The sequence below is a fragment of the Actinomadura sp. J1-007 genome (genome assembly GCF_009793335.1).
Taxonomy (GTDB): Bacteria; Actinomycetota; Actinomycetes; order Streptosporangiales; family Streptosporangiaceae; genus Spirillospora; species Spirillospora yumaensis.
On sequence record NZ_WING01000001.1, the window covers coordinates 3,501,251 to 3,520,836 of the forward strand.

At 73.9% G+C, this 19,586-nt stretch carries 20 protein-coding genes; 12 read left to right on the forward strand and 8 right to left on the reverse strand.

The window, feature by feature from the left end; translation table 11 throughout:
* Positions 1-33: 33 nt before the first annotated feature.
* Positions 34-1,425: an MFS transporter gene (locus GEV43_RS15930; RefSeq protein ID WP_160821363.1), complete on the reverse strand. Its 1,392-nt coding sequence runs from the start codon at positions 1,423-1,425 to the stop codon at positions 34-36.
* Positions 1,422-2,207, reverse strand: a complete 786-nt coding sequence (locus GEV43_RS15935; RefSeq protein ID WP_160821364.1) for an SDR family oxidoreductase — start codon at positions 2,205-2,207, stop codon at positions 1,422-1,424. The genes GEV43_RS15930 and GEV43_RS15935 overlap by 4 nt, the downstream gene beginning before the upstream one ends.
* A 249-nt stretch (positions 2,208-2,456) precedes the next feature.
* On the opposite strand from GEV43_RS15935, the gene GEV43_RS15940 reads away from it, so the two are divergent.
* The 5 genes from GEV43_RS15940 (at position 2,457) to GEV43_RS54885 (ending at position 7,483) form a co-directional block, all read left to right on the forward strand.
* Positions 2,457-3,710 (forward strand): GAF domain-containing sensor histidine kinase, encoded by a 1,254-nt coding sequence (locus tag GEV43_RS15940; protein ID WP_160821365.1) that lies wholly within the window; start codon positions 2,457-2,459, stop codon positions 3,708-3,710.
* Positions 3,707-4,339, forward strand: a complete 633-nt coding sequence (locus GEV43_RS15945) for a response regulator transcription factor (RefSeq protein WP_160821366.1) — start codon at positions 3,707-3,709, stop codon at positions 4,337-4,339. Before GEV43_RS15940 ends, GEV43_RS15945 begins: the two co-directional genes overlap by 4 nt.
* Before the next feature lie 36 nt (positions 4,340-4,375).
* Positions 4,376-5,164 (forward strand): PP2C family serine/threonine-protein phosphatase, encoded by a 789-nt coding sequence (locus GEV43_RS15950; RefSeq protein ID WP_160821367.1) that lies wholly within the window; start codon positions 4,376-4,378, stop codon positions 5,162-5,164.
* 1,166 nt (positions 5,165-6,330) lie between these two features.
* Entirely contained in the window at positions 6,331-6,675 is a 345-nt protein-coding gene (locus GEV43_RS15955; protein WP_160821368.1) for a DUF2752 domain-containing protein, read from the forward strand.
* An 88-nt stretch (positions 6,676-6,763) separates the two neighbouring features.
* Positions 6,764-7,483: an RDD family protein gene (locus GEV43_RS54885; protein ID WP_160821369.1), complete on the forward strand. Its 720-nt coding sequence runs from the start codon at positions 6,764-6,766 to the stop codon at positions 7,481-7,483.
* Between the two features lie 133 nt (positions 7,484-7,616).
* On the opposite strand, the gene GEV43_RS15965 is transcribed toward GEV43_RS54885, so the two are convergent.
* Complete coding sequence (locus GEV43_RS15965; RefSeq protein ID WP_160821370.1) at positions 7,617-8,042, reverse strand: nuclear transport factor 2 family protein; 426 nt, start codon at positions 8,040-8,042, stop codon at positions 7,617-7,619.
* Positions 8,043-8,236: 194 nt separating this feature from the next.
* Positions 8,237-9,028, reverse strand: a complete 792-nt coding sequence (locus GEV43_RS15970; RefSeq protein WP_160821371.1) for a hypothetical protein — start codon at positions 9,026-9,028, stop codon at positions 8,237-8,239.
* A gap of 163 nt (positions 9,029-9,191) precedes the next feature.
* Between GEV43_RS15970 and GEV43_RS15975 the strand changes: the two genes are divergently transcribed.
* The 4 genes from GEV43_RS15975 to GEV43_RS15990 all read left to right on the forward strand — a co-directional run bounded on the left by GEV43_RS15975 (position 9,192) and on the right by GEV43_RS15990 (position 11,815).
* On the forward strand, positions 9,192-9,989 hold the full coding sequence (locus GEV43_RS15975; RefSeq protein ID WP_160821372.1) for an ABC transporter ATP-binding protein: 798 nt from the start codon (positions 9,192-9,194) through the stop codon (positions 9,987-9,989).
* A gap of 189 nt (positions 9,990-10,178) precedes the next feature.
* Positions 10,179-10,946, forward strand: a complete 768-nt coding sequence (locus GEV43_RS15980) for a sulfite exporter TauE/SafE family protein (RefSeq protein ID WP_160821373.1) — start codon at positions 10,179-10,181, stop codon at positions 10,944-10,946.
* A 111-nt stretch (positions 10,947-11,057) separates the two neighbouring features.
* A complete protein-coding gene (locus tag GEV43_RS15985; RefSeq protein WP_160821374.1) occupies positions 11,058-11,297 on the forward strand; it encodes a hypothetical protein in 240 nt (79 codons plus the stop codon).
* A 62-nt stretch (positions 11,298-11,359) separates the two neighbouring features.
* Entirely contained in the window at positions 11,360-11,815 is a 456-nt protein-coding gene (locus GEV43_RS15990; RefSeq protein WP_160821375.1) for a VOC family protein, read from the forward strand.
* Between the two features lie 116 nt (positions 11,816-11,931).
* Here GEV43_RS15990 and GEV43_RS15995 read toward each other — a convergent pair whose 3' ends face one another.
* The 3 genes from GEV43_RS15995 to GEV43_RS16000 form a co-directional block, all read right to left on the reverse strand.
* Positions 11,932-12,852: a Rieske 2Fe-2S domain-containing protein gene (locus tag GEV43_RS15995; protein ID WP_160821376.1), complete on the reverse strand. Its 921-nt coding sequence runs from the start codon at positions 12,850-12,852 to the stop codon at positions 11,932-11,934.
* Positions 12,853-13,118: 266 nt separating this feature from the next.
* Complete coding sequence (locus GEV43_RS50325) at positions 13,119-13,961, reverse strand: molybdopterin dinucleotide binding domain-containing protein (protein WP_309239654.1); 843 nt, start codon at positions 13,959-13,961, stop codon at positions 13,119-13,121.
* The gene (locus GEV43_RS16000) at positions 13,955-15,826 is read right to left on the reverse strand and encodes a molybdopterin-dependent oxidoreductase (protein ID WP_241682929.1); all 1,872 of its coding nucleotides are present in this window, start codon (positions 15,824-15,826) and stop codon (positions 13,955-13,957) included. The genes GEV43_RS50325 and GEV43_RS16000 overlap by 7 nt, the downstream gene beginning before the upstream one ends.
* A gap of 205 nt (positions 15,827-16,031) precedes the next feature.
* On the opposite strand from GEV43_RS16000, the gene GEV43_RS16005 reads away from it, so the two are divergent.
* Together GEV43_RS16005 and GEV43_RS16010 are read left to right on the forward strand one after the other, a co-directional pair.
* The gene (locus tag GEV43_RS16005; RefSeq protein ID WP_160821377.1) at positions 16,032-16,472 is read left to right on the forward strand and encodes an NfeD family protein; all 441 of its coding nucleotides are present in this window, start codon (positions 16,032-16,034) and stop codon (positions 16,470-16,472) included.
* Between the two features lie 9 nt (positions 16,473-16,481).
* A complete protein-coding gene (locus GEV43_RS16010) occupies positions 16,482-17,645 on the forward strand; it encodes an SPFH domain-containing protein (protein ID WP_160821378.1) in 1,164 nt (387 codons plus the stop codon).
* 57 nt (positions 17,646-17,702) lie between these two features.
* Here the strand turns inward: GEV43_RS16010 and GEV43_RS16015 are convergent, their stop codons facing one another.
* Entirely contained in the window at positions 17,703-18,152 is a 450-nt protein-coding gene (locus GEV43_RS16015) for a Fur family transcriptional regulator (protein WP_160821379.1), read from the reverse strand.
* Between the two features lie 316 nt (positions 18,153-18,468).
* On the opposite strand from GEV43_RS16015, the gene GEV43_RS16020 reads away from it, so the two are divergent.
* Entirely contained in the window at positions 18,469-19,575 is a 1,107-nt protein-coding gene (locus GEV43_RS16020) for a CapA family protein (RefSeq protein WP_160821380.1), read from the forward strand.
* The last annotated feature ends 11 nt before the right edge of the window (positions 19,576-19,586 follow it).

Below are 19,586 nucleotides of genomic sequence, written 5' to 3' on the forward strand. Positions count from 1 at the left end.
GGTTCTCCAAGCGTTGGCGGCCGGGACCCGGCCTCAGGCGGATGCGGAAGCGGGACGGGGGTCCAGGCGCAGGGCGGCGACGACGCCGAGCAGGGCGATCGAGACGAACAGCGCGCCCGCGACGGCGAGGCCGGTGCCGAGCCGTTCGGTGCCGAACGCCGCGACCAGGGCGCCCGCGACGCCGACGACGAGTGACGAGCCGAGCGAGTCGGCGATCTGGAGGGAGGAGCTGTTGGCGCCCTGCTTCTCCTCCGGCGAGTACTCCAGCATGAGCACGCTGAGGCTGCCGATCGTCAGGCCCATCCCGGCGCCGCCGACGGTCCACGCGGGCGCCGCCGCCCAGCCGGAGAGCTGGAGCGCGACCGTGGTGGCGGCGATCCCGGCCGTGACGGCGACCGCCCCGGCGAGGACGAAGAACGCCCGCGGCCTGCTCGACCTGCCCTGGTACTGCGAGGACGCCGACCAGCCGAGGGCGCCGGCCGTCAGCACGAGCCCGGCCTCGGTGGCGCTGAAGCCGTGCAGCGAGGTCAGGGCCAGCGGGACGAACACGTCCGTTCCGAAGAACGCCCCGGACAGCAGCCCGCGCGCGAGCACCACGCTCGGCAGGCCGCGCCCCAGCCGCAGCGCCCCGGCGGGCAGCAGGCGCGGGAGCCCGTACGCGAGTCCGGCGAGCCCCGCCGCGGCGATCGGGACCGTCGTCCAGCCGAGGTGCTGGAGCCCGTACAGCAGGACCCCGGCGCCGCCCGCCACCGCGACGGCCGCGAGGTAGCGCCCTGCCCCGACGGGCTCCGCGCCGCGCGCGCTCGGCCGGATGCGGCGCAGCGTCGGCACGAGGATCAAGCCCGCCGGGACGACGATCGGGACCAGCCCGAGGAACACCCAGCGCCACCCCGCGTGCTCCGCCACCGCCCCGCCGACCGCGGGCCCGAGCAGGGACGGCAGCACCCACGCCGCCGACATCGCCGCGAACACCCGCGGCCGCAGCCCGTCGGGGTACACGCGGGCGATCACCACGTACACGGCGACGAGCGTCACGCCGGTGCCGAGGCCCTGCACGGCGCGGCCGAGCACGAAGACCCCCATGTGCGGCGCCGTCCCCGCGATCACGAGCCCGGCGACGAACCCGGACAGGCCCGTCAGCATCGGCCGCGCCGGTCCCGAACGGTCCACCCAGCCGCCCGCCAGCACCGTCGCCAGCAGGCTCGCGATCAGCGTCGCGCTGAAGCCCCACGCGTACAGCGACAGCCCGTCCAGGTCGCGCGCCGTCGCCGGCATGACCGTCCCGACCGCCATGGACTCGAACGCCTCCATCGTGACGACCAGGACGATCCCCAGCGTCGGCGCCCGGTACCGGGCGCTCAGCACCCCCTCCCGCCGGGACCGCGCCGCGCCCGGAGCCCCGCCGGACTCCAGCGTCGCCGTCATCGCCCGCCCCGCCCCGCCACCGCCTCCGGAGCCTCCGGCCCGCCCTGCGCCCGCGCCCCTGCGGTGTCGTTCTGGCTGCTGGGGCCGCTTTCCGCGGGGGCCGTGGCGAGGTCGGACACCTGGTAGCGGCCGGACGGGCGTCGGTCGGTGATCAGGCGGTGCAGGGCGGCGGCGGCCTCCTCGGGAGGCGGGGCGGCGTCGGCGTCCTCGCCCGCCGCGCGCAGCATGTCGGTGCGCATCTCGCCCGGGTCCGCCCACCACACCGCGATCCCGGGCTCCTCGGCCGCGAGGACGTTGGAGAGCTGCTCCAGCGCGGCCTTGGTCGAGCCGTAGCCGCCCCACGTCTCGTACCCCTCGACGGCCGCGTCGGAGGTGATGTTGAGGACCGCGCCGCGGCGTTCGCGCAGGGTGGGCAGGAACGCCTGGACCAGCGCGAGGGGCCCGAGCACGTTCGTCGCGAACGCGTCCGCGAGGTCCCGGACGGGCTGGTCGGCCAGGCGCGGCATCGGCGTCGTGCCGAGCGTGCTCGCGTTGTTGACCAGCAGGTCCAGGCCGTCCCCGGCCGCCGCCGCGAGGGCGGAGCGGTGCGCCCCGTCCGCGACGTCGCCCGCGATGGCCGTGACCGCGCCCCCGAGAGCGGTCAGGTCGTCGGCGGCGGCGTCCAGCGCCGCGGCGCCGCGCGCGTCGATGATCAGGTTCCAGCCGTCCCGGGCCAGCTCGCGGGCCAGGGCCCGGCCGAGCCCCCGGGAGGCTCCGGTGATGAGTGCCGTCTTCCGCGTCATGCCCCCGACGCTAGGAACCGCGGCGTCCGGAGGGCATCGGCCGACCGCCCCCCGCGCCTTGGTCACATGGACCTAGGACCCCCGGCGGGCGCGGCGGATGGCCCGAGCGGACGACGCCGCCGGCGCCGGTATGCGACCGGGGAGGGCGACCGCCCGCGCGGACGTAAGACCCCGGACTGATTCGCCCGCCCCCGGCCAGAGAGTACGGTCTTCAAATGTGAGCACCGGAGACGCTCGCGGGGAGACGAGATGACCACGGAACGGGACGGCTGCGGCGACCCGGGGGCGACCCTGCACGCCGTGAGCTCCGCCGTGCTCGCCGTCACCAGCCACCTGTCGGTGCACGAGGTCCTCCAGGTGATCGTCCGGGCCGCGGCGCAGCTCCTCGACGCCCGCTACGCGGCGCTCGGCGTGCCCGACGACGAGGGCTCGTTCGCCGAGTTCGTCGTGGAGGGCGTCTCCGACGAGCAGTGGGAACGGATCGGACCGCTGCCGCGCCAGCACGGGATGCTCGCCGCGATGCTGCGCGACGACACGCCGAAGCGGCTCGCCGACATCCGCCGGGAGCCCGAGTTCGAGGGCTGGCCGGTCGCGCACCCCGTCCTGAAGGACTTCCTCGGCGTCCCCATCCGCGACGGCGAGAAGGTGCTCGGCATCCTGTTCCTCGCCAACCGGCGCCGCCCCGGCGGCTTCACGCAGGACGACCAGGACCTGCTCGCCCTGTTCGCCGCGCACGCCGCCATCGCCATGACCAACGCCCGGCTGTACGAGCACAACCGCGAGCTGACGGTCGTCGCCGAACGCAACCGGCTCGCCCGCGAGCTGCACGACGCGGTCGCGCAGAAGCTGTTCTCGCTGCGGCTGACGGCCCGTACCGCCTCGGCGCTCGCCGAACGCGACCCCGCCCGCACCGTACGGGAGCTGGAGCAGGTCGAACGGCTCGCCGCCGAGGCGCTCGCGGAGCTGCGCGCCGTCATCTTCGAGCTGCGTCCCGCCGACCTCGCCGACGGCCTGACCGCCTCGCTGCGCAAGCACGTCGAGGTGCTGGACCGGGCGTACGAGACGTCGGTGCGGATGACCGCGGGCGGCGCCGTCACGCTGCCCGAGGAGCAGGAGGCCGTGGTCTTCCGGATCGCGCAGGAGGCGCTCCACAACGCGCTGCGACACGCCGGGGCGCGCACGATCCAGGTCACGCTTTCGGCGGAGGGCGAGCGCGCCGTCCTGGAGGTCGCCGACGACGGCTCCGGCTTCGTCGTCGGCCCCAACGGCAACGCGAACGGGAACGGCAAATCGGGCCCCCTCGCATGGGACGGCGCGCCCGCTGAGCTCGGCGAACACGGCCTGCCGCGCGACGTTCCCGACTCCCAAGGCGCGGCCGACGACCCGTACGGCGGGCTCGGCCTGGCCTCGATGCGCGAACGGGCGTGCGCGATCGGCGGGCGCCTCGTGATCGACGCGGTACCGGGCGCGGGAACGGCGGTCCGGCTGGAGGTGCCGCTGTGATCCGCGTGCTGATCGCCGACGATCATCCGGTGGTCCGGCAGGGTCTGCGGACGTTCCTCGGCATCCAGGACGACATCGATGTCGTGGGCGAGGCCGACGACGGCACGTCGGCCGTGACGCTGGCCGAATCCCTCAAGCCCGATATCGTGCTGATGGACCTCAAGATGCCGGGCGCCGACGGCCTCACCGCGCTGACGGAGTTGCGGGCTCGCGGGGTCCAGGCACGCGTGCTCGTCCTGACCAGTCTCACCGAACGAGGACACGTGCTGCCCGCTGTACAGGCGGGGGCGGCTGGGTATCTCTACAAGGATGTCGACCCACAGGCCCTCGTCCAGGCGATCAGAGCGGTCCACGACGGGCACGTCCTGTTCGCGCCCGACGCCGCCGAGGCGATGCTGAGCGCGGAGCCGGCGGGTGACGACCGCGGCGTCGCCGCGCTGACCGAACGGGAACGGGAGGTGCTCGTGCACATCGCACGGGGCAGGTCCAATCGGGAGATCGCTCGCGCTCTCGTGGTCTCCGAGAAGACGGTCAAGACGCACGTCAGTAATCTGCTCATGAAACTGGGAGTGCAGGACCGGACCCAGGCGGCGTTGTACGCCGTTCGCCACGGACTGGCCGGCGACTGATACAACTCCTCTGACAGGATCGTCATCGAAATCGGTATGAACGTAGCAATCAGGTACGCAGCAGATAGCGACATCGGGTGCAGCCGCGAGAACAACGAGGACTCGGGCTACGCCGGTGCTCGGCTGATCGCGGTCGCCGACGGCATGGGCGGCTACGCGGGCGGCGAGGTGGCGAGCTCGACGGTCATCGGCTCGCTGCGCTCGCTGGACGGCGACGCCCGCGATGTCGACGAGCTCGTCGGCAGCCTCGGCCGCGCGGTCGCCGAGGCCAACGAGAAACTGCGGATCGTCCGCGAGGAACGCCCCGATCTGAGCCGGATGGGCACCACGCTGACCGCCATGCTGTGGTCCGGGCATTCCGTCGCGCTCGCGCATATCGGCGACTCGCGCGGTTACCTCCTGCGCGACGGCGAGCTTTTCCAGATGACGCAGGACCACACCATGGACGAGCTGCTGAAGTCGGAGGCCGAACAGGCCGGCGGCACCGCCGACCCGGCCGAGACCTCCCGCCTCTCGCACGTCCTCTACCGCGTCCTCGACGGCCGCGAGGACCGCGAACCCGACCTCAAGCTGCGCGAGGCCAAGCTGGGCGACCGCTACCTGCTCTGCTCCGACGGGCTGAGCGGCCCGGTCGACGCCCAGCGCATCTACGAGATCCTCACCGCCGAGGCCGACCCCGTGCGCGCCGTCCAGCGCCTCATCGAGACGGCCCGCGACAACGGCGGCCCCGACAACATCACGGCCGTCGTCGCCGACGTCGTCGAGGCCGACCACATCACCGACCCCGAAACCGCCCTCACCGTCGGCGCCGCCGGCCAAGCCTGACCCACGCGCGCGCCGCCACCCGCCGCCCACCATCCGCCGCCCACAAGCCGCCGCTCACCCGAGTCCCGTCCTCGGCCCTGGCCTCATCCTGGCCCTGGCCTCGTTCCTGCCTCGTTCTTGCCCCCGCGTCCTCCTCGGCGTCCCGGGCCTCGCATTGTTCCCGGCGTTCCTAGCCCCGCGTTCTTCGCGGCCCTAACCCCGCGTTCCTGGCCCCGCGTTCTTCGCGGCCTTGACCCCTGCTGACGGTCCGTGCCGCCCCGGCGTCCGCCGCCCGGCCCCACAGCCCGCCCGCGCCCGCGCCCGACCGCGCTCGTGCCTGGCCCCTGCTCCTGCCCGGCCCCGCCCGTGCCCGGCCCCCGCTCGCGCCTGGCCCCGCTCGTGCCCGCCCGCGCCCGCGCCCGGCCCCCGCCCGCGCCCGGCCGTCCGTGATCCGCGCATCCACGCCCGGCCTGTCCGCGGGAGTTATCCCCAGAACCTCGTTCGACTTCCCTGCGCTGCGCGAGGGCTTGACGATGGGTGTACGCAGGTCCGCCTCCGGGCGGGAGGGGCCCGCTTGTGAATGTCTCCGTTCTCAGTTCTCCGTGTCGACGACCCGCACCGACGAACGCAGCGAAACAACCCAGCCGCAAGCCAGACCAGCCCAACCCAGGCCGACCCCAACCTAGGCCGACCCGACACCAGGCCAGCCCGAACCAGGCCGACCCGGACCCGGGCCAGCCCGAACCCAGGCCAGCCCGACTCCACGCCGCCCGAGCCAGCCCGACTCCAGACCAGCTCAGCCCCCAGGCCAGCCTCGGCCTTCAGCCAGACAAGTCATGGACGCGGGACGCGGACGGGCCGGGCGTGGACGTCCGGGGTGCGCGGGGCGAGGGGTGGATATCGCCCATCACGCGAAAGACCGCCCACGTCGTTAGCGGTTTGTCCTACTCTTTCCCCTGAGGTGAGGTCACTCGCGCGCTGGGTAACGGTCCGATCGCGGATGGTTGTCCGGGGTTGACCTTCCTCCGGGTGCACCCGGTATACGGGTGACCTGGACGTTTGTCATCGAGGCGGAGGATTCGTTGGGGGGAGCGCCCGGGGCGGCGGTCACCGATGCACCGAGAGGTGCGCTCGGGGGACTCGTCAGCCGGACCCTCACCGCTGCGCGGCACGGCACTACGGGTGTCATGCTGCGTGTCGCGGCGATGGCCATCGCGGCCGTCGGCGCGGCATGGATCCACCGTGCCAACGACCCCGGTGTGCTCTGCCCCCTACGGGCGATCACCGGTGTCCCGTGTCCCCTGTGCGGGGGGACCACCGTGTTCATCGAGTTCGGTTCGGGCCGTCCGGCCCGCGCGGTGCTCGCCAACCCGGTGGCCCTCGCCGGCGCGATCGCGGTCGCGCTCGCGCCGCTCGGGCTCGGGAGCCGGTGGTGGGCACTCCAGCCGAGGACCCGGGCGTGGGTCCTCGGTACCGCCCTCGTGGGGTCGGAGCTGTGGCAGCTCGCCAGGCTCGGTCTCCTGCGGGTTTGAGGCCGTCGTCGTTCGTCGGCAGACTTGCGGAGCCCTCCGGGTCCGGCGGGCGTCACATAACCACAGGGTCAATCAATAAGGAGCAAGTGTGGGTAACCCCTACGACCCGTACGGGCAGCAGCAGCCGGGCTACGGGCAGCAGCAGCCCGGGTACGGCCAGCAGCCGCCGGCTCAGCCCGGGTACGGTCAGCCCCCCGCCCAGCCCGGGTACGGCCAGCCGCCCGCGCAGCCGGGCTACGGGCAGCAGCCGCCGCCCCAGCCCGGGTACGGCCAGCCCCCGGCGCAGCCGGGCTACGGGCAGCCGCCCGCGCAGCCCGGGTACGGCCAGGCCCCTCCGCCGGCGCAGCCGGGGTACCAGGAGGTGCACCACCACCACTACGGGTCGACCGGTCAGCTCGCCGAGTGGGGTTCGCGCGCCGGCGGCTACATCATCGACTACCTGATCATCATCGCGCCGGTGCTCGTGCTGTACTTCCTCGGCGCGCTGCTCTCCAGCTCCGGCGGCGGCGCGGCGCTGATCGGCGTGCTGCTGATGCTGGTCGGCATGATCGTGTCGTTCGCCGGCGCCCTGTGGATCTGCTACCAGGAGGGCACGACCGGGCAGTCGATCGGCAAGCGCCAGATGGGCATCCGCCTGGTGAGCGCGCAGACCGGGCAGCCGATCGGGTTCGGCATGGCGTTCGTCCGCAAGATCGCGCACATCGCCGACAGCTTCCTGTGCTACATCGGCTTCCTCTGGCCGCTGTGGGACGAGCGCAAGCAGACGTTCGCCGACAAGATCTGCAACACGCTGGTCGTCCGCAACTGACGCCGTCCGGCGGCCCGGAGCGACGCGCACCAGGCCGCCCGCGGGAACGGGGCGTCCCTCCCCTGGGGGCGCCCCGTTCGCCATGTCCGGGCCCTTCACACGGTCCCGGGTCCTTCGTCTGGTCCGGGGTTCCTCACTCGCCCCAGCCCGGTGGCGCGGGCTTGCGGGGTCCGAAGCCCGGGTTGTAGTACTCGCGCAGCTCGGCGCAGCGGCCGTCGGACGCGAAGCGCAGGACGAGGCAGCCGGGCAGGGTCACGCCGCCGTCCGGGCCGGACGGCTTGTACCAGTCGTCGTCGCGCATCGTCGCCCACCACTCGACCGCCGCACGCGCTCCCTGCGCGACCGGCGCGCCGAAGCTGAGGTCGAGGTGCTCCTGCGTCCTGGTCGCGCGCCGCCAGTACGCGCGGATCGCGTCCCGGCCGACGTGCGGAGGGGCGAGCGGATCCGACGCGTACACGCCGTCAGGCGTGAACAGGTCCGCGACGCCCTCCGCGTCCTTGTCCAGCCACGCCCGCCGGTACCGTTCGATCCACCCCGCCACATTGATCTCATCGCTCATGGCGCCGACGATCGCAGCCGCCGCCCCTGCCCCGCATCGGCCGAGCCCTCCGCCTTTGGACGGAGGACGGACGGCGGAGACGGGTGAACGGGCGCACGAACGCGCGACTGGGCGGCAGGCGGGGCGAACGGACGGGAGAGCACACAGCCCGCAGCCGCAGCCCGCAGCCGCGGCCCGCGGCCAGCCGGAGTGGGTCAGGGGACGGGGTCGAAGGCGCTGTTGCAGGCGGCCACCAGGGCGCGGCGTACGGCGCGGTCGATGAGGCGCAAAGCCTCTCCGCGGCGACGGATCTGATCCGCCGTGAGGCCAGGGGAATCCATCCGCCGGGCAAGGTCGACGACCAGCGACAGCCGTCCCGCCAGCGCGGCGACGCGGTGGGCGCGGGGCGGGTAGCCGGGCGCGAGGGGATGGTCGCCGCGGGTCGGGTCGCGCAGGTCCACGAGCGCGTCGGCGACCTCCGGCGGCACGCCCGCGACGTCGTCCACGGTGAGCAGGGCCTCGGTCGCGTCGCGCATGGCGAGGGTGAGCTGGCGGTCGGCGTCGGCGAGCGACGGCACGTCGGGCGGGCCGGGCGCGGCGTCGTGGGCGTCCCAGCGCACCCCGACGTACGACGAGCCGCGCCGGTCCTCGGCGGGGACGAGCCCGATCGCGCGGTCGGGCAGCGCCACCACCACGGCGGACCCGGCGTCGATCGCGGCCCGGTTGAAGGGCGGCGGGCCGGCCAGTCCGAGCGGGTCGCCCGCCGCGGGCAGGGCCAGCCGGAACGCGGTCATCCCCGCGACGCGCAGGTCGCCGAGGCCGCGCCGGAGCGGCGCCTCCGCCCCGCCGCCGAGGGCCCCGGCGAACGCCGCCGCGGGCGGGACGCAGCCGAGGATCTGCGGTCCGGCGGCCTTCTCCACCGCGTCCACCGCCTCGTCGAGACCCACGTGACCGGTCAGCCACGCGTTTCCCCACGCGACCAGCGAGGTCGCCACGTCGTTACTCATCCCGTCCCCAACAATCCCCAATGGGCATGCGATCCACCATAAGCGCTCGCTCCGCCGGCGCCGTTCCCGAGGGAGGCGGGGCACCACGAGCACCCCGCATCGCATAGGTTCTTTCCTGGAGACGGATCACCTGGGATTCCGGGATTGGGGATTAGAGCGCGCGATGGCCGGCGAGGTACTGCAGCTCAGCGGAGTCGGGGTCCGGCGCGAGGGTGCGACCCTGCTGCGCGACGTCACATGGACCGTCAACGAGGACGAGCGATGGGTCATCGTGGGCCCGAACGGGGCGGGCAAGACCACGCTGCTCCAGATCGCCGCCGCGATGCTCCATCCGACCGAGGGCTCGGTGGAGATCCTTGAGGAGGAGATCGGCCGCACCGACGTGTTCGAACTGCGTCCGCGGATCGGCCTCGCCAGCACCGCCGTCGCCGAGAAGGTCCCCGCCGGGGAGACGGTCATCGACCTGGTGCTGACCGCGTCGTACGCCATCCTCGGCCGCTGGCAGGAGGAGTACGACTCGACCGACCTGGCGCGCGCCGTCGAACTGCTCGACGCGCTCGGCTGCGCCGACCTGATCCGGCGGACGTTCAGCACGCTGTCGGAGGGCGAGCGCAAGCGGGTGCAGATCGCCCGCGCGCTGATGCCCGACCCCGAGCTGCTGCTGCTGGACGAACCCGCCGCCGGGCTCGACCTCGGCGGCCGCGAGGACCTGGTGACCCGGCTCGCGCGCCTCGCCGACGACCCGTCCGCGCCGACGATGGTGATGGTGACCCACCACGTCGAGGAGGTCCCGGACGGCTTCACCCACGCGCTGCTGCTGCGCAAGGGGGAGGCCATCGCGCAGGGGAAGGTCGACGAGGTCTTCACCGAGGAGCACCTGACGCGCTGCTTCGGGCTGCCCCTCAGCATCGAGCGCCAGAACGGCCGCTGGTACGCGCGGGCCCGCGCCCCGCGCCCCTGACCGGTACGCGACGTACGGCCGCCGCCTCCTAAGCGTCCCGACGCACGGCCGCTGCCGCCTGCCGTCCGGCCGTCCGGCCGTCCGGCCGCCGCCGTTCAGGCGTTCGGACGGACCCCGGGTTCCGGCGGGGGACGGGCGGTCCCTACCATCGGGGGCCGTTCGGAACTCGGTGGACGTGGGTGGGCGCTCTTGGACGTGGTGGACGCGGTCGCGATCTTCGCTGCGGGGATCGCCGCCGGGGGAATCAACACGATCGTCGGGTCCGGGTCCCTGATCACGTTCCCGACGATGGTCGCGCTCGGCTTCCCGCCGATCGTGGCGAACGTGTCCAACAACATCGGCCTGGTGCCGGGCAACGCGTCCGGCGCGTACGGCTACCGCAAGGAGCTGGAGGGCCAGCGGGCCCGGCTGCTGCGGCTCGGCAGCGCCTCCGGGCTCGGCGCGCTCATCGGTGTGGTGCTGCTGCTCAGCCTGCCGGACGCGGCGTTCACCGCGATCGTCGTCGTGCTGATCGCGGTCGCGCTGGTGCTGGTCGTCGCGCAGCCGCGGATCCAGTCGTGGATGGCGGGACGGGGCGGCGAGCGGCGTCCGGACGGCGGGCGGTGGCTCTGGTTCGGGGCGCTCGCCACGGGCGTCTACGGCGGCTACTTCGGCGCTGCGCAGGGCATCGTGCTGATCGCGTTGATGGCGATCGCGATCGAGGACGACCTCCAGCGGCTGAACGCGGGCAAGAACGTGATGGTGGCGATCGTCAACGGCACCGCGGCCGTGGCGTTCACGGTGACGTGGGCGTTCGGCGGGACGCGGATCGACTGGCTCGCGGTGCTGCTGATCGCGGTCGGGTCGTCGCTCGGCGGCATCCTCGGCGCGAAGCTCGGGCGCCGGATCCCGGCGCTGGTGCTGCGCGGGGTGATCGTGGTGGTGGGCATCGTCGCGATCGTGAATCTCCTGGCCTGACCAGGGGTTTCGCGGCGTTCCGGCGGGCTCGGCGAGGGTTGCCGGAGGCCGTTTCCGGGTATAAGTCGAATATACGTTCGATAACCCGATGTGGCCGGGAGGTTCGCGCGGATGAAGGGCGACAGGGTCGAGATCGTGGTCGACGTGGGCGGGACGGAGACGAGGACGTACGAGGTGGCCGCGACCCGCGCCGGGCGCCGCGTCGAGATCAGCACCAGGCGCGGGGTGGTCGAGGTCAGCGAGGTCACCCGCACGGGCGGCGCCGTCCGCACGGCCCGGTTCATGGCCAGCCGGGTCCTGGCGCTCGTCGAGCACCCCGTTCTCGACGAGCGTTCCGACACCGACGGTTAGGGCGCCGCGGCACGGTTACGTTCGGTGGACGACCCGCGGAACGCAGCCCCGAGGAGGACACCGTGGCGACCGGACTCACCCGGGCCCGCTGGACGCACATCGCGCTCCCGACCGGCGATCTCGACAAGGCCATCGGCTTCTACACCTCGCTGACCCCGCTGGTCGTCGTGGAGCGGTTCTCCGACGACGCGGGCGAGAGCGCCTGGCTGTCGAACGAGGGGCAGGTCGAGACGCCGTTCGTGCTCGTGCTGGTGTCGTTCGACGGGGACCGGGTCAAGGAACTCGGGCTACTGCGCCCGTTCGCGCACATCGACATCGAGGTCCCGGAGCGCGCCGACGTGGACGCCCTCGCCGAACGGGCCCGCGAACTCGGCTGCCTGCACTGGGAGCCGCGCGACCTGCCCGACCCGGTCGGCTACGTCTGCGCGCTGAAGGACCCGGACGGCAACGTCATCGAGATCTCACACAACCAGAAGGTCTTCGACACCGTCCGCAGGCTGTGGGGCGAAAAGACCTGAGACCCCCGTACGCCGCGCCCTCCTGTGCGGTGGGCCCTCCTGTGCGCCGGGCCGTCCTGTGTGATGGCCTCCCGCACGTCCGCCTCGCGTACGTCGGGCGCGTGTGCTGGTGTGGGTCAGCCGAGGGGGCGGACCTGGACGGTGCCGTCGTCCAGGACGCGTGACTCGAACGCGGGCTGGCGGCTCGTGGCGGGGCCGTGCACGACCGAGCCGTCCGTCACGCGGAACGTGCTGCCGTGCCAGGGGCAGACCACGCACAGGTCGGCGTCGTCGTCGGTGATCACGCGGCCCTGGTGCAGCGGGCCCGCGAGGTGGCTGCACCGGTCGGCGAGGACGTGGATCTCCTCGCCGTCGCGCAGCACGAACAGCCCGATGTAGCCGAGCCTGCGGTGCACCGGCCAGCCGTCCGGCAGGTCGGCGGACTGGCACAGGTCGTGCCAGCCGAGCGGGACGAGATGCGCGACCTGGTCGGCGTGGCTGGCCCCCGCGGCCTGGCGGAACGCCAGGTGGCCGCCCAGGTAGCCGCCCGCCATCAGCGCCGTCAGCCCGGCGAACCCGAACATCCGGCCCGCGCCGTCCCGGCCCTGGCGGCGCGCCAGCAGGGACGCCGAGTAGAGCATCGTCGCGCTCGCCGTGCCGAGCGCGTGGACGAGCCCGACGCGCTGCTGCTCGCGGTGCAGGGCGGACCAGTCGGCGAGGCCCGTCAGCGCGGTCGGTACCGCGCCGGCGAGCCCGGCGGCGACCAGGACCTGCGACGCGCGCCGGGTGCCCGGCACGAGGTCGAGGACCGCCGCCGAGATCCAGCAGCCCATCGGCACGTCGGTCAGGGTCGGGTGGGCCGGATGGCCGGCCGGTACGCCGTGCAGGGCGTCCTTGACCGGGCCGGGACGCAGCACGCGCCGCACGGCCGTGGAGATCGTGCGGATCGCGCGGTCGAGGCCGTCCGCCTGCTCCAGCTCCTCGGCCACGTCCACCAGCCGCGGCCGTGCCTGCGGCAGCGGCCCGCGCCGGAAGATCTTGCTCGCCCGTCGGTTCACTGTCCCTCCTCGGGTGCGTGCCTCCGGTACCGATAGGTGACGGCCGTAATGGGACGCTTGTTGCGAGGTTAGTCTCCGCTGTCACCGGCGGCCACCCGGGGGAGGGGCCCGGCGGCCCGTTCGGCGGAGCCGGGCACCCCGCGAGCGGGGCTCTCTCGCTGGTTACGTACCTGCGGGTAGGACGACCTAAACCCCGCTTTCCGGCCGGGCGCTCCACGTAACGGGACCCTCGCCCGCCGATGCCTTCTCCGCAGCGGCTCCATCGCTTACAGTGAGGGCGACCCCCAGCGACCGGACGAGTCGAGCCCGATGGACGATCCAGAGTCGTCGCGATCCACCCGCCCCGCGACGGCGCCGCACCCCCAGCCCGCCCACGCCGAACGCTCTCTGATCGACGAGATCGGAGTCCGCTTCCCCGGATGGAAGGCGTGGCGCAGCGACACCCTCCGCTGGTGGGCCTTCCGCACCGCCGCCGCGCCCCTGACCATCGAGCAGCTCCGGGCCGGCTGCCGCCTCATCGTCCAGGCCGACACCCACGCCGAACTCTGCGCCCGCGTCCGCGCCGAGAACCACCTCGCGGCCCGCGCCGACCGCGCCATCGCCTGACCCGCCACGCCAGCGGCCGGCACGTCCGCGCCGGGCGTGGGCGGGTCAGGGGGTGGGTTCGGCTGGTTGGGGCTGCGGGCGGGGGCGGCCGTCCGCTGGTGGGGCAAGGCGGTGGGGGAGGTGGGGACCGGCTCCAGGGTCACCGGGACGCCGTTGAAGACGGCGGTGCCGGAGAGCGGGTCGATCTCGCGCTCGTCGGTGAGGACGTTGACGTTGACGCCCGCGTGCCTGCTCGCGGTGCCCGTACGGGTGCCGGGGCGGTCGTGGCCCCAGCCGTGGGGGAGGCTGACGACCCCGGCCATGACGGCGTCGGTGGGTTCGGCGGTCGCCTCGACCGAGCCCGTGCGGGACACGACCCGTACGGTGTCGCCGGGGCCGATGCCGAGGCGGTCGGCGTCGGACGGGTTGAGGTGCAGGGTGCAGGTGTTGGATCCGCGCACGAGTTCGGGCACGTTGTGCAGCCAGCTGTTGTTGGAGCGCAGGTGCCGGCGGCCGATCAGCACGAGCGGCTGGGGGCGTCGCGCGGGGCGTTCAGCGCGCTGCGGAGCCGGTCGGCGTCGGCGGCGAACGGCGGCGGGCACAGTTCGATCCGCCCGGACGGCGTGCAGAGGATCTCGTCCAGCCGGGGCTTCAGCGGGCCGAGGTCGAGGCCGTGCGGGTGCTCGGCGCGCAGCCGCGCGAGGGTGAGCCCGCCGGGATCGGCGCCGAACCCGTCGCCGTACGGGCCGAGCCGCAGCATCATGTCGATGCGCTGCTCGGTGGAGGTGCCGCCGTCGAGCATCGCGCGCAGTTCGGCGGGCTCGCGGCCGTGGACGGGCGAGCCGTCCATCGCCGCCGCCTTGCCGAGCGTCCCCGAGATGATCATCTCGTCGAGCGCGGCGGTGCCGTCCCCGGCGGACGCGCCGTCCGCGCCGGACGCGATGAGCGCGAGGCGGGCGAGGATCGCGGCCTCGCTGGGGCGGCCGTCCGGCAGCGGCGCCACGGGCGGCGAGTAGCGCACGTAGTCGCGGACCGCGAACCCGAGGAGCGCGACGTCGTAGTGCGGCGTCTGCGCGGGGCGCGGCGGCGGCAGCACCACGGTCGCGTGGCGGGTGGTCTCGTTCAGGTACGGGTCGACGCTCACCATGAAGTCGAGCCCGGCGAGCGCGGCGTCGAGGCGGGCGGAGCCGGGCGCCGACAGGGCCGGGTTGCCGCCGATGGTGACCAGTGCGCGGATCCGGCCCTCGCCCGGCGTCTCGATCTCGTCGGCGAGGGTCGCGACCGGGAGCTCGCCGTTCACCTCGGGCAGGCCGCGCACGCGGCTGCGCCACCGGCCCGTCGTGAACGGGCGCTTGCGGCGGTAGACCGGCGTGTGCGCGGGCCGCGGGAACATCGCGCCGCCCTCCCGGTCGAGGTTGCCGGTCAGCACGTTGAGCGCGTCGACGAGCCAGCTGTTGAGCGTCCCGTACGCCTGCGTGCAGGTGCCGATGCGGCCGTACACGGCGGCGCGGTCGGCGGCGGCCAGCTCGCGGGCCGTGCGGCGGATGGTCGCGGCGGGGATGCCCGTGACGGCGGCGACGCGTTCGGGCGTGAAGTCGACCGCGACGGCGCGCAGGTCGTCCAGCCCGTTGAGGCGTTCCCGCAGGTGGGCGGTCAGGGACACCAGGTCCTCGGCGAACAGGGTGTGGACGAGCGCGATCAGCAGGTACGCGTCGGTGCCCGGCCGGATGAACAGGTGCTCGTCGGCGAGCCCGGCGGTGCGGGTACGGCGCGGGTCGACCACGGTGACCTTGCCGCCGCGTTCCCGGATCGCCTTGAGCCGGCCGGGGAAGTCGGGCGCCGAGCACAGGCTGCCGTTCGACTCCAGGGGGTTGGCGCCGAGCATCAGCAGGTGCCCGGTGCGGTCGAGGTCGGGAACCGGCACGGCGAGCGGGTCGCCGAACAGGTGGCCGCTGCTGACGTGCTTCGGCATCTGGTCGGCGGTGCTCGCGGTGTAGAGGTTGCGGGTGCCGAGCGCCTTGACGAGCGCCCCGGCGTACAGCGGGCCCGCGACCGAATGCGCGGTCGGGTTGCCGATGTAGACGGCGACGGCGTCGCGCCCGTGCCGTTCGACCACCTCGGCGAGCCCGCGCCGCACGGTCTCGAACGCCTCGTCCCAGCCGACGTCGGCGTGCCCGCCGGCGGTGCGGGCGAGCGGCCCGGAGAGCCGGTCGGGATCGCCGTCGAGGCTGCCGAGCGTCGCGCCCTTCGGGCAGATGAAGCCCTTGCTGAACGGGTCGGCGGCGTCGCCGCGCACGCGGGTGATCCCGCCCGCGTCGTCGAGCGTCAACTCCAGCCCGCAGAGGGCTTCGCAGAGGGGACAGGTGCGGAAGGCCGTGCGGGTGCCCATCGGGTTCGCTCCTCGTGACCGGGACCGCACCAATCATGACCCCTGCCCCGCCCGACGCCACGACCGGCCCCCGTCAGGACGTGGCCACACCCCGCCTGCCGGGATCACGACGGGGTTGCGAACGGGGCGCGGCAGGGCATGGCCGGGCTCGCGTGGCGGGGTTACCGTGAGGGCAGGACATCCGTCCGCCTCTCAGGGAGTCGCGATGGAGGCGTGGGTCGCCTGGCTGCTGCTCGCCGCGGCGCTCGGCATCGCCGAACTGCTCACGCTCACGCTCGCGCTCGGCCTGCTCGCGGTCGCCGCCGTCGCCGCGGGTGCGGCGGGCGCGGCGGGGATGCCGCTCGGCGTGCAGGCCGCGGTGTTCGCCCTGTGCTCGGTGGCGGGGGTCGCGGTCGTCCGGCCGGTCGCCCGCCGCCACATCGCCCAGCCGCCGCCGCTGCGCACCGGCGCCGCCGCCCTCGTCGGCCGCGAGGCCGTCACCCTCACCGAGGTCAGCCGCGCGGGCGGCCGGGCGCGGATCGGCGGCGAGGAGTGGACGGCCCGCCCGTACGACCCCGACCTGGTCATCCCCGCGGGACGCACGGCCGACGTGCTCGCGATCGAGGGCGCCACGGCCCTGCTCTACCCCGTCCCGGGCGCGGACTGAGGAGCCACCATGACCGACATCGCCATCGCCGTCCTGGTCCTGCTGGCCGCCGGCGTGATCGTGCTCGCCACCGCGGTGACGCGGGCCGTGTGGATCATCCCGCAGGCCCGCGCCCGCAACGTCGAACGGCTCGGCCGCTACAGCCGTACGCTCCAGCCCGGCATCAGCTTCGTCGTGCCGTTCGTCGACCGCGTCAAGAACCTCATCGACCTGCGCGAGCAGGTCATCGCGTTCAAGGCGCAGCCGGTGATCACCGAGGACAACGTCGTGGTGCACATCGACACCGTGCTGTTCTTCCAGGTCACCGACCCGCGCGCGGCCGACTACGAGATCGTCGACTACATCAAGGCGATCGAGCAGCTCACCGCGACGACCCTGCGCAACGTGATCGGCACCCTGGACCTGGAGGCGACGCTGACCTCCCGCGACCGGATCAACACCGCGCTGCGCGGCGTCCTCGACGACGCGTCCGGCAAGTGGGGCATCCGCGTCACCCGCGTGGAGATCAAGGCGATCGAGCCGCCGCCGTCCATCAAGGACGCGATGGAGAAGCAGATGCGCGCCGAACGCGAGAAGCGCGCCGCGATCCTCACCGCCGAGGGCGGACGGCAGGCCCGGATCCTCACGGCCGAGGGCGAGAAGCAGTCGGCGATCCTGCGCGCCGAGGGCGCCAAGCGCGCCGCGATCCTGGAGGCCGAGGGCCAGTCCATCGCGATCGAGCAGGTCTTCGCGTCCATCCACGCCGCGGACCCGGACCCGAAGCTGCTCGCCTACCAGTACCTCCAGACGCTCCCGAAGCTCGCGGAGGGCCAGGGCAGCACGTTCTGGGTGATCCCGAGCGAGGTCACCTCCGCGCTCCAGGCCGTCTCGCAGGCGTTCGGAGGCACCACCGAGACCGCCACGCCCGTGCCTGCGTCCGGGGCCGGGTCCGGGTCGCCGTCCGCACGTCGTGACCCGGGAGAGATCGCGGGCGGGACGGCGGGTGGCGGGACGGCCGGCGCGATCGGCGCGGGCAGCGCGGGTGGCGCGGGTGGCGCGGGTGGCGTGGGCAAGTCCGCTCTCTTCGCCGCCGCGGCCGAACTCGCCAAGGCAGCCTCGGAGACCCCCGCCGGGCCCGAGAAGCGCACGTCCCCGGACGACAAGCCGCCCGCGCTCAACGAGGGCCCCAAGTAGCCCGTCCACCCGAACGGACGCCTCGGTGGTGAGGAGGCGGCAGGGGGACGGTCGGGGTCAGGGCTTGGCGGGTTCGGTGGGGAGGCGGCGGCAGTCGGGGCACAGGCCCCAGAACGTGACGTCGGCTTCGTCGACCAGGTATCCGGCGTCGTCGACCGGGTCCAGGCAGGGCGGGCGCCCGACGGCGCAGTCGACGTCACGTACCGCGCCGCAGCGCCGGCAGACCAGGTGGTGGTGGTTGTCGCCGACGCGTCCCTCGAAACGGGCCGGGCTCCCGGCGGGTTCGATCCGGCGGACGAGACCGGCGGCGGTCAGCGCGTGCAGCGCCTCGTACACCGCCTGGAGGGAGACGTGGCCGACGCGTTCGCGGACGCCTCCGGCGATCGCCTCGACCCCCAGGTGGTCGCCGGCCCGCACCGTCTCCAGGATCGCGACACGGGCCGCCGTGACCCGCAGGCCGGCGTCGCGCAGTTCGGACGCGGGGGTCGGGGTCTCGGAGGCGGTCATGGTCTCAACGTACCTCCCTAAACACGAATCATTCAACTTAAGGATTGATGCGTACTTTGGAGGGCTTTGTCCTTCAGGGCCGGAACCGGCCAAGCGCCTCTCCCGGGGGACCGGGTTCCGGCCGTTGCCGGGGCCGAGTAAGTGCCCGGGGGCGGGGTGGTCGGTGGGCCGGGGGGTGCTGGTCATGGCGGGGCGTTCGATCGGGGCCGGAGTTCGATAACTCTGCGTAATCGATGTTTCACGTGGATCAGCGACGCGCGGGGGTCCGCGATGTCCGTGTCATGCTGGGCCGAGCCGAACGTTAAGGAGCGGTCCGATGCGCGGTAACACGGTCGTGGTGACCGCCCTCGCCGGGGTGACGGCGCTGGTCGCGGGCGCGTGCAGCAGCGGTTCGGGCAACTCGGAGGCGAAGGGCGACACCGGTCCGCCGTCCGCGTCCGCCGCCCCGTCCGGGGGCGCGCGGACGTCCGGCGCGCCCGCCGAGCCCGCCGCCAAGCGGCCCATCACGATTGCGTTCGGTGGCGACACGCACTTCGAGGGACAGCTCCGCGCCCGCCTCGCGCGGCCCGCGACCGCGCTCGGGCCCATCGCGCGAACCCTCCGCGCCGCCGATCTCGCCATGGTCAATCTGGAGACGGCGATCACGACGGGCGGGACGCACGCGCCGGGCAAGGAGTTCGCCTTCCGCGCGCCGCCCTCCGCCTTCACCGCGCTCAAGGCCGCCGGGGTGGACGTGACGTCCATGGCCAACAACCACGGCATGGACTTCATGCAGGGCGGCCTGCGCGACTCCCTGAAGGCCATCGGCCGCACCCGCTTCCCGACCGTCGGGATCGGCCGCGACGCCGACGAGGCGTACCGCGCCCACCGCGTCACGGTGAAGGGCAACCGGGTCGCGATCATCGGCGCCACGCAGGTCCTCGACGACCACCTGATCCAGGCGTGGACGGCCGGGGAGCGCAAGGGCGGCCTCGCGTCCGCCAAGGACGTCCCGCGCATGGTCCAGGCCGTCCGCGAGGCCCGCAAGGGGGCCGACCTCGTGATCGTCCACCTGCACTGGGGGCAGGAGCTCAAGGCGTGCCCGCTGCCCCGCCAGCGCGAACTCGCCAAGGCCCTCACCGACGCGGGCGCCGACGTCGTCGTCGGCGGGCACGCGCACGTCCCGCTGGGCGGCGGCTACCTGGACGGCAAGTACGTGCACTACGGCATGGGCAACTTCGTCTTCTCCTCCGCGTCCGGGCAGACCGCCAACTCCGGCGTGCTCCTGCTGCGCGTCCAGAACGGCAAGGTCGCCAACGCCAGGTGGAAGCCGGCCCGCATCTCCGGCGGCCTCCCCCTCCCGCTGAAGGGCGCCGCCGCGTCCGCCGAGCTCAAGCGGTGGAACGGCCTGCGCTCCTGCACGGGCCTCAAAGCGACCCCGTAGCCCCGCCCCGC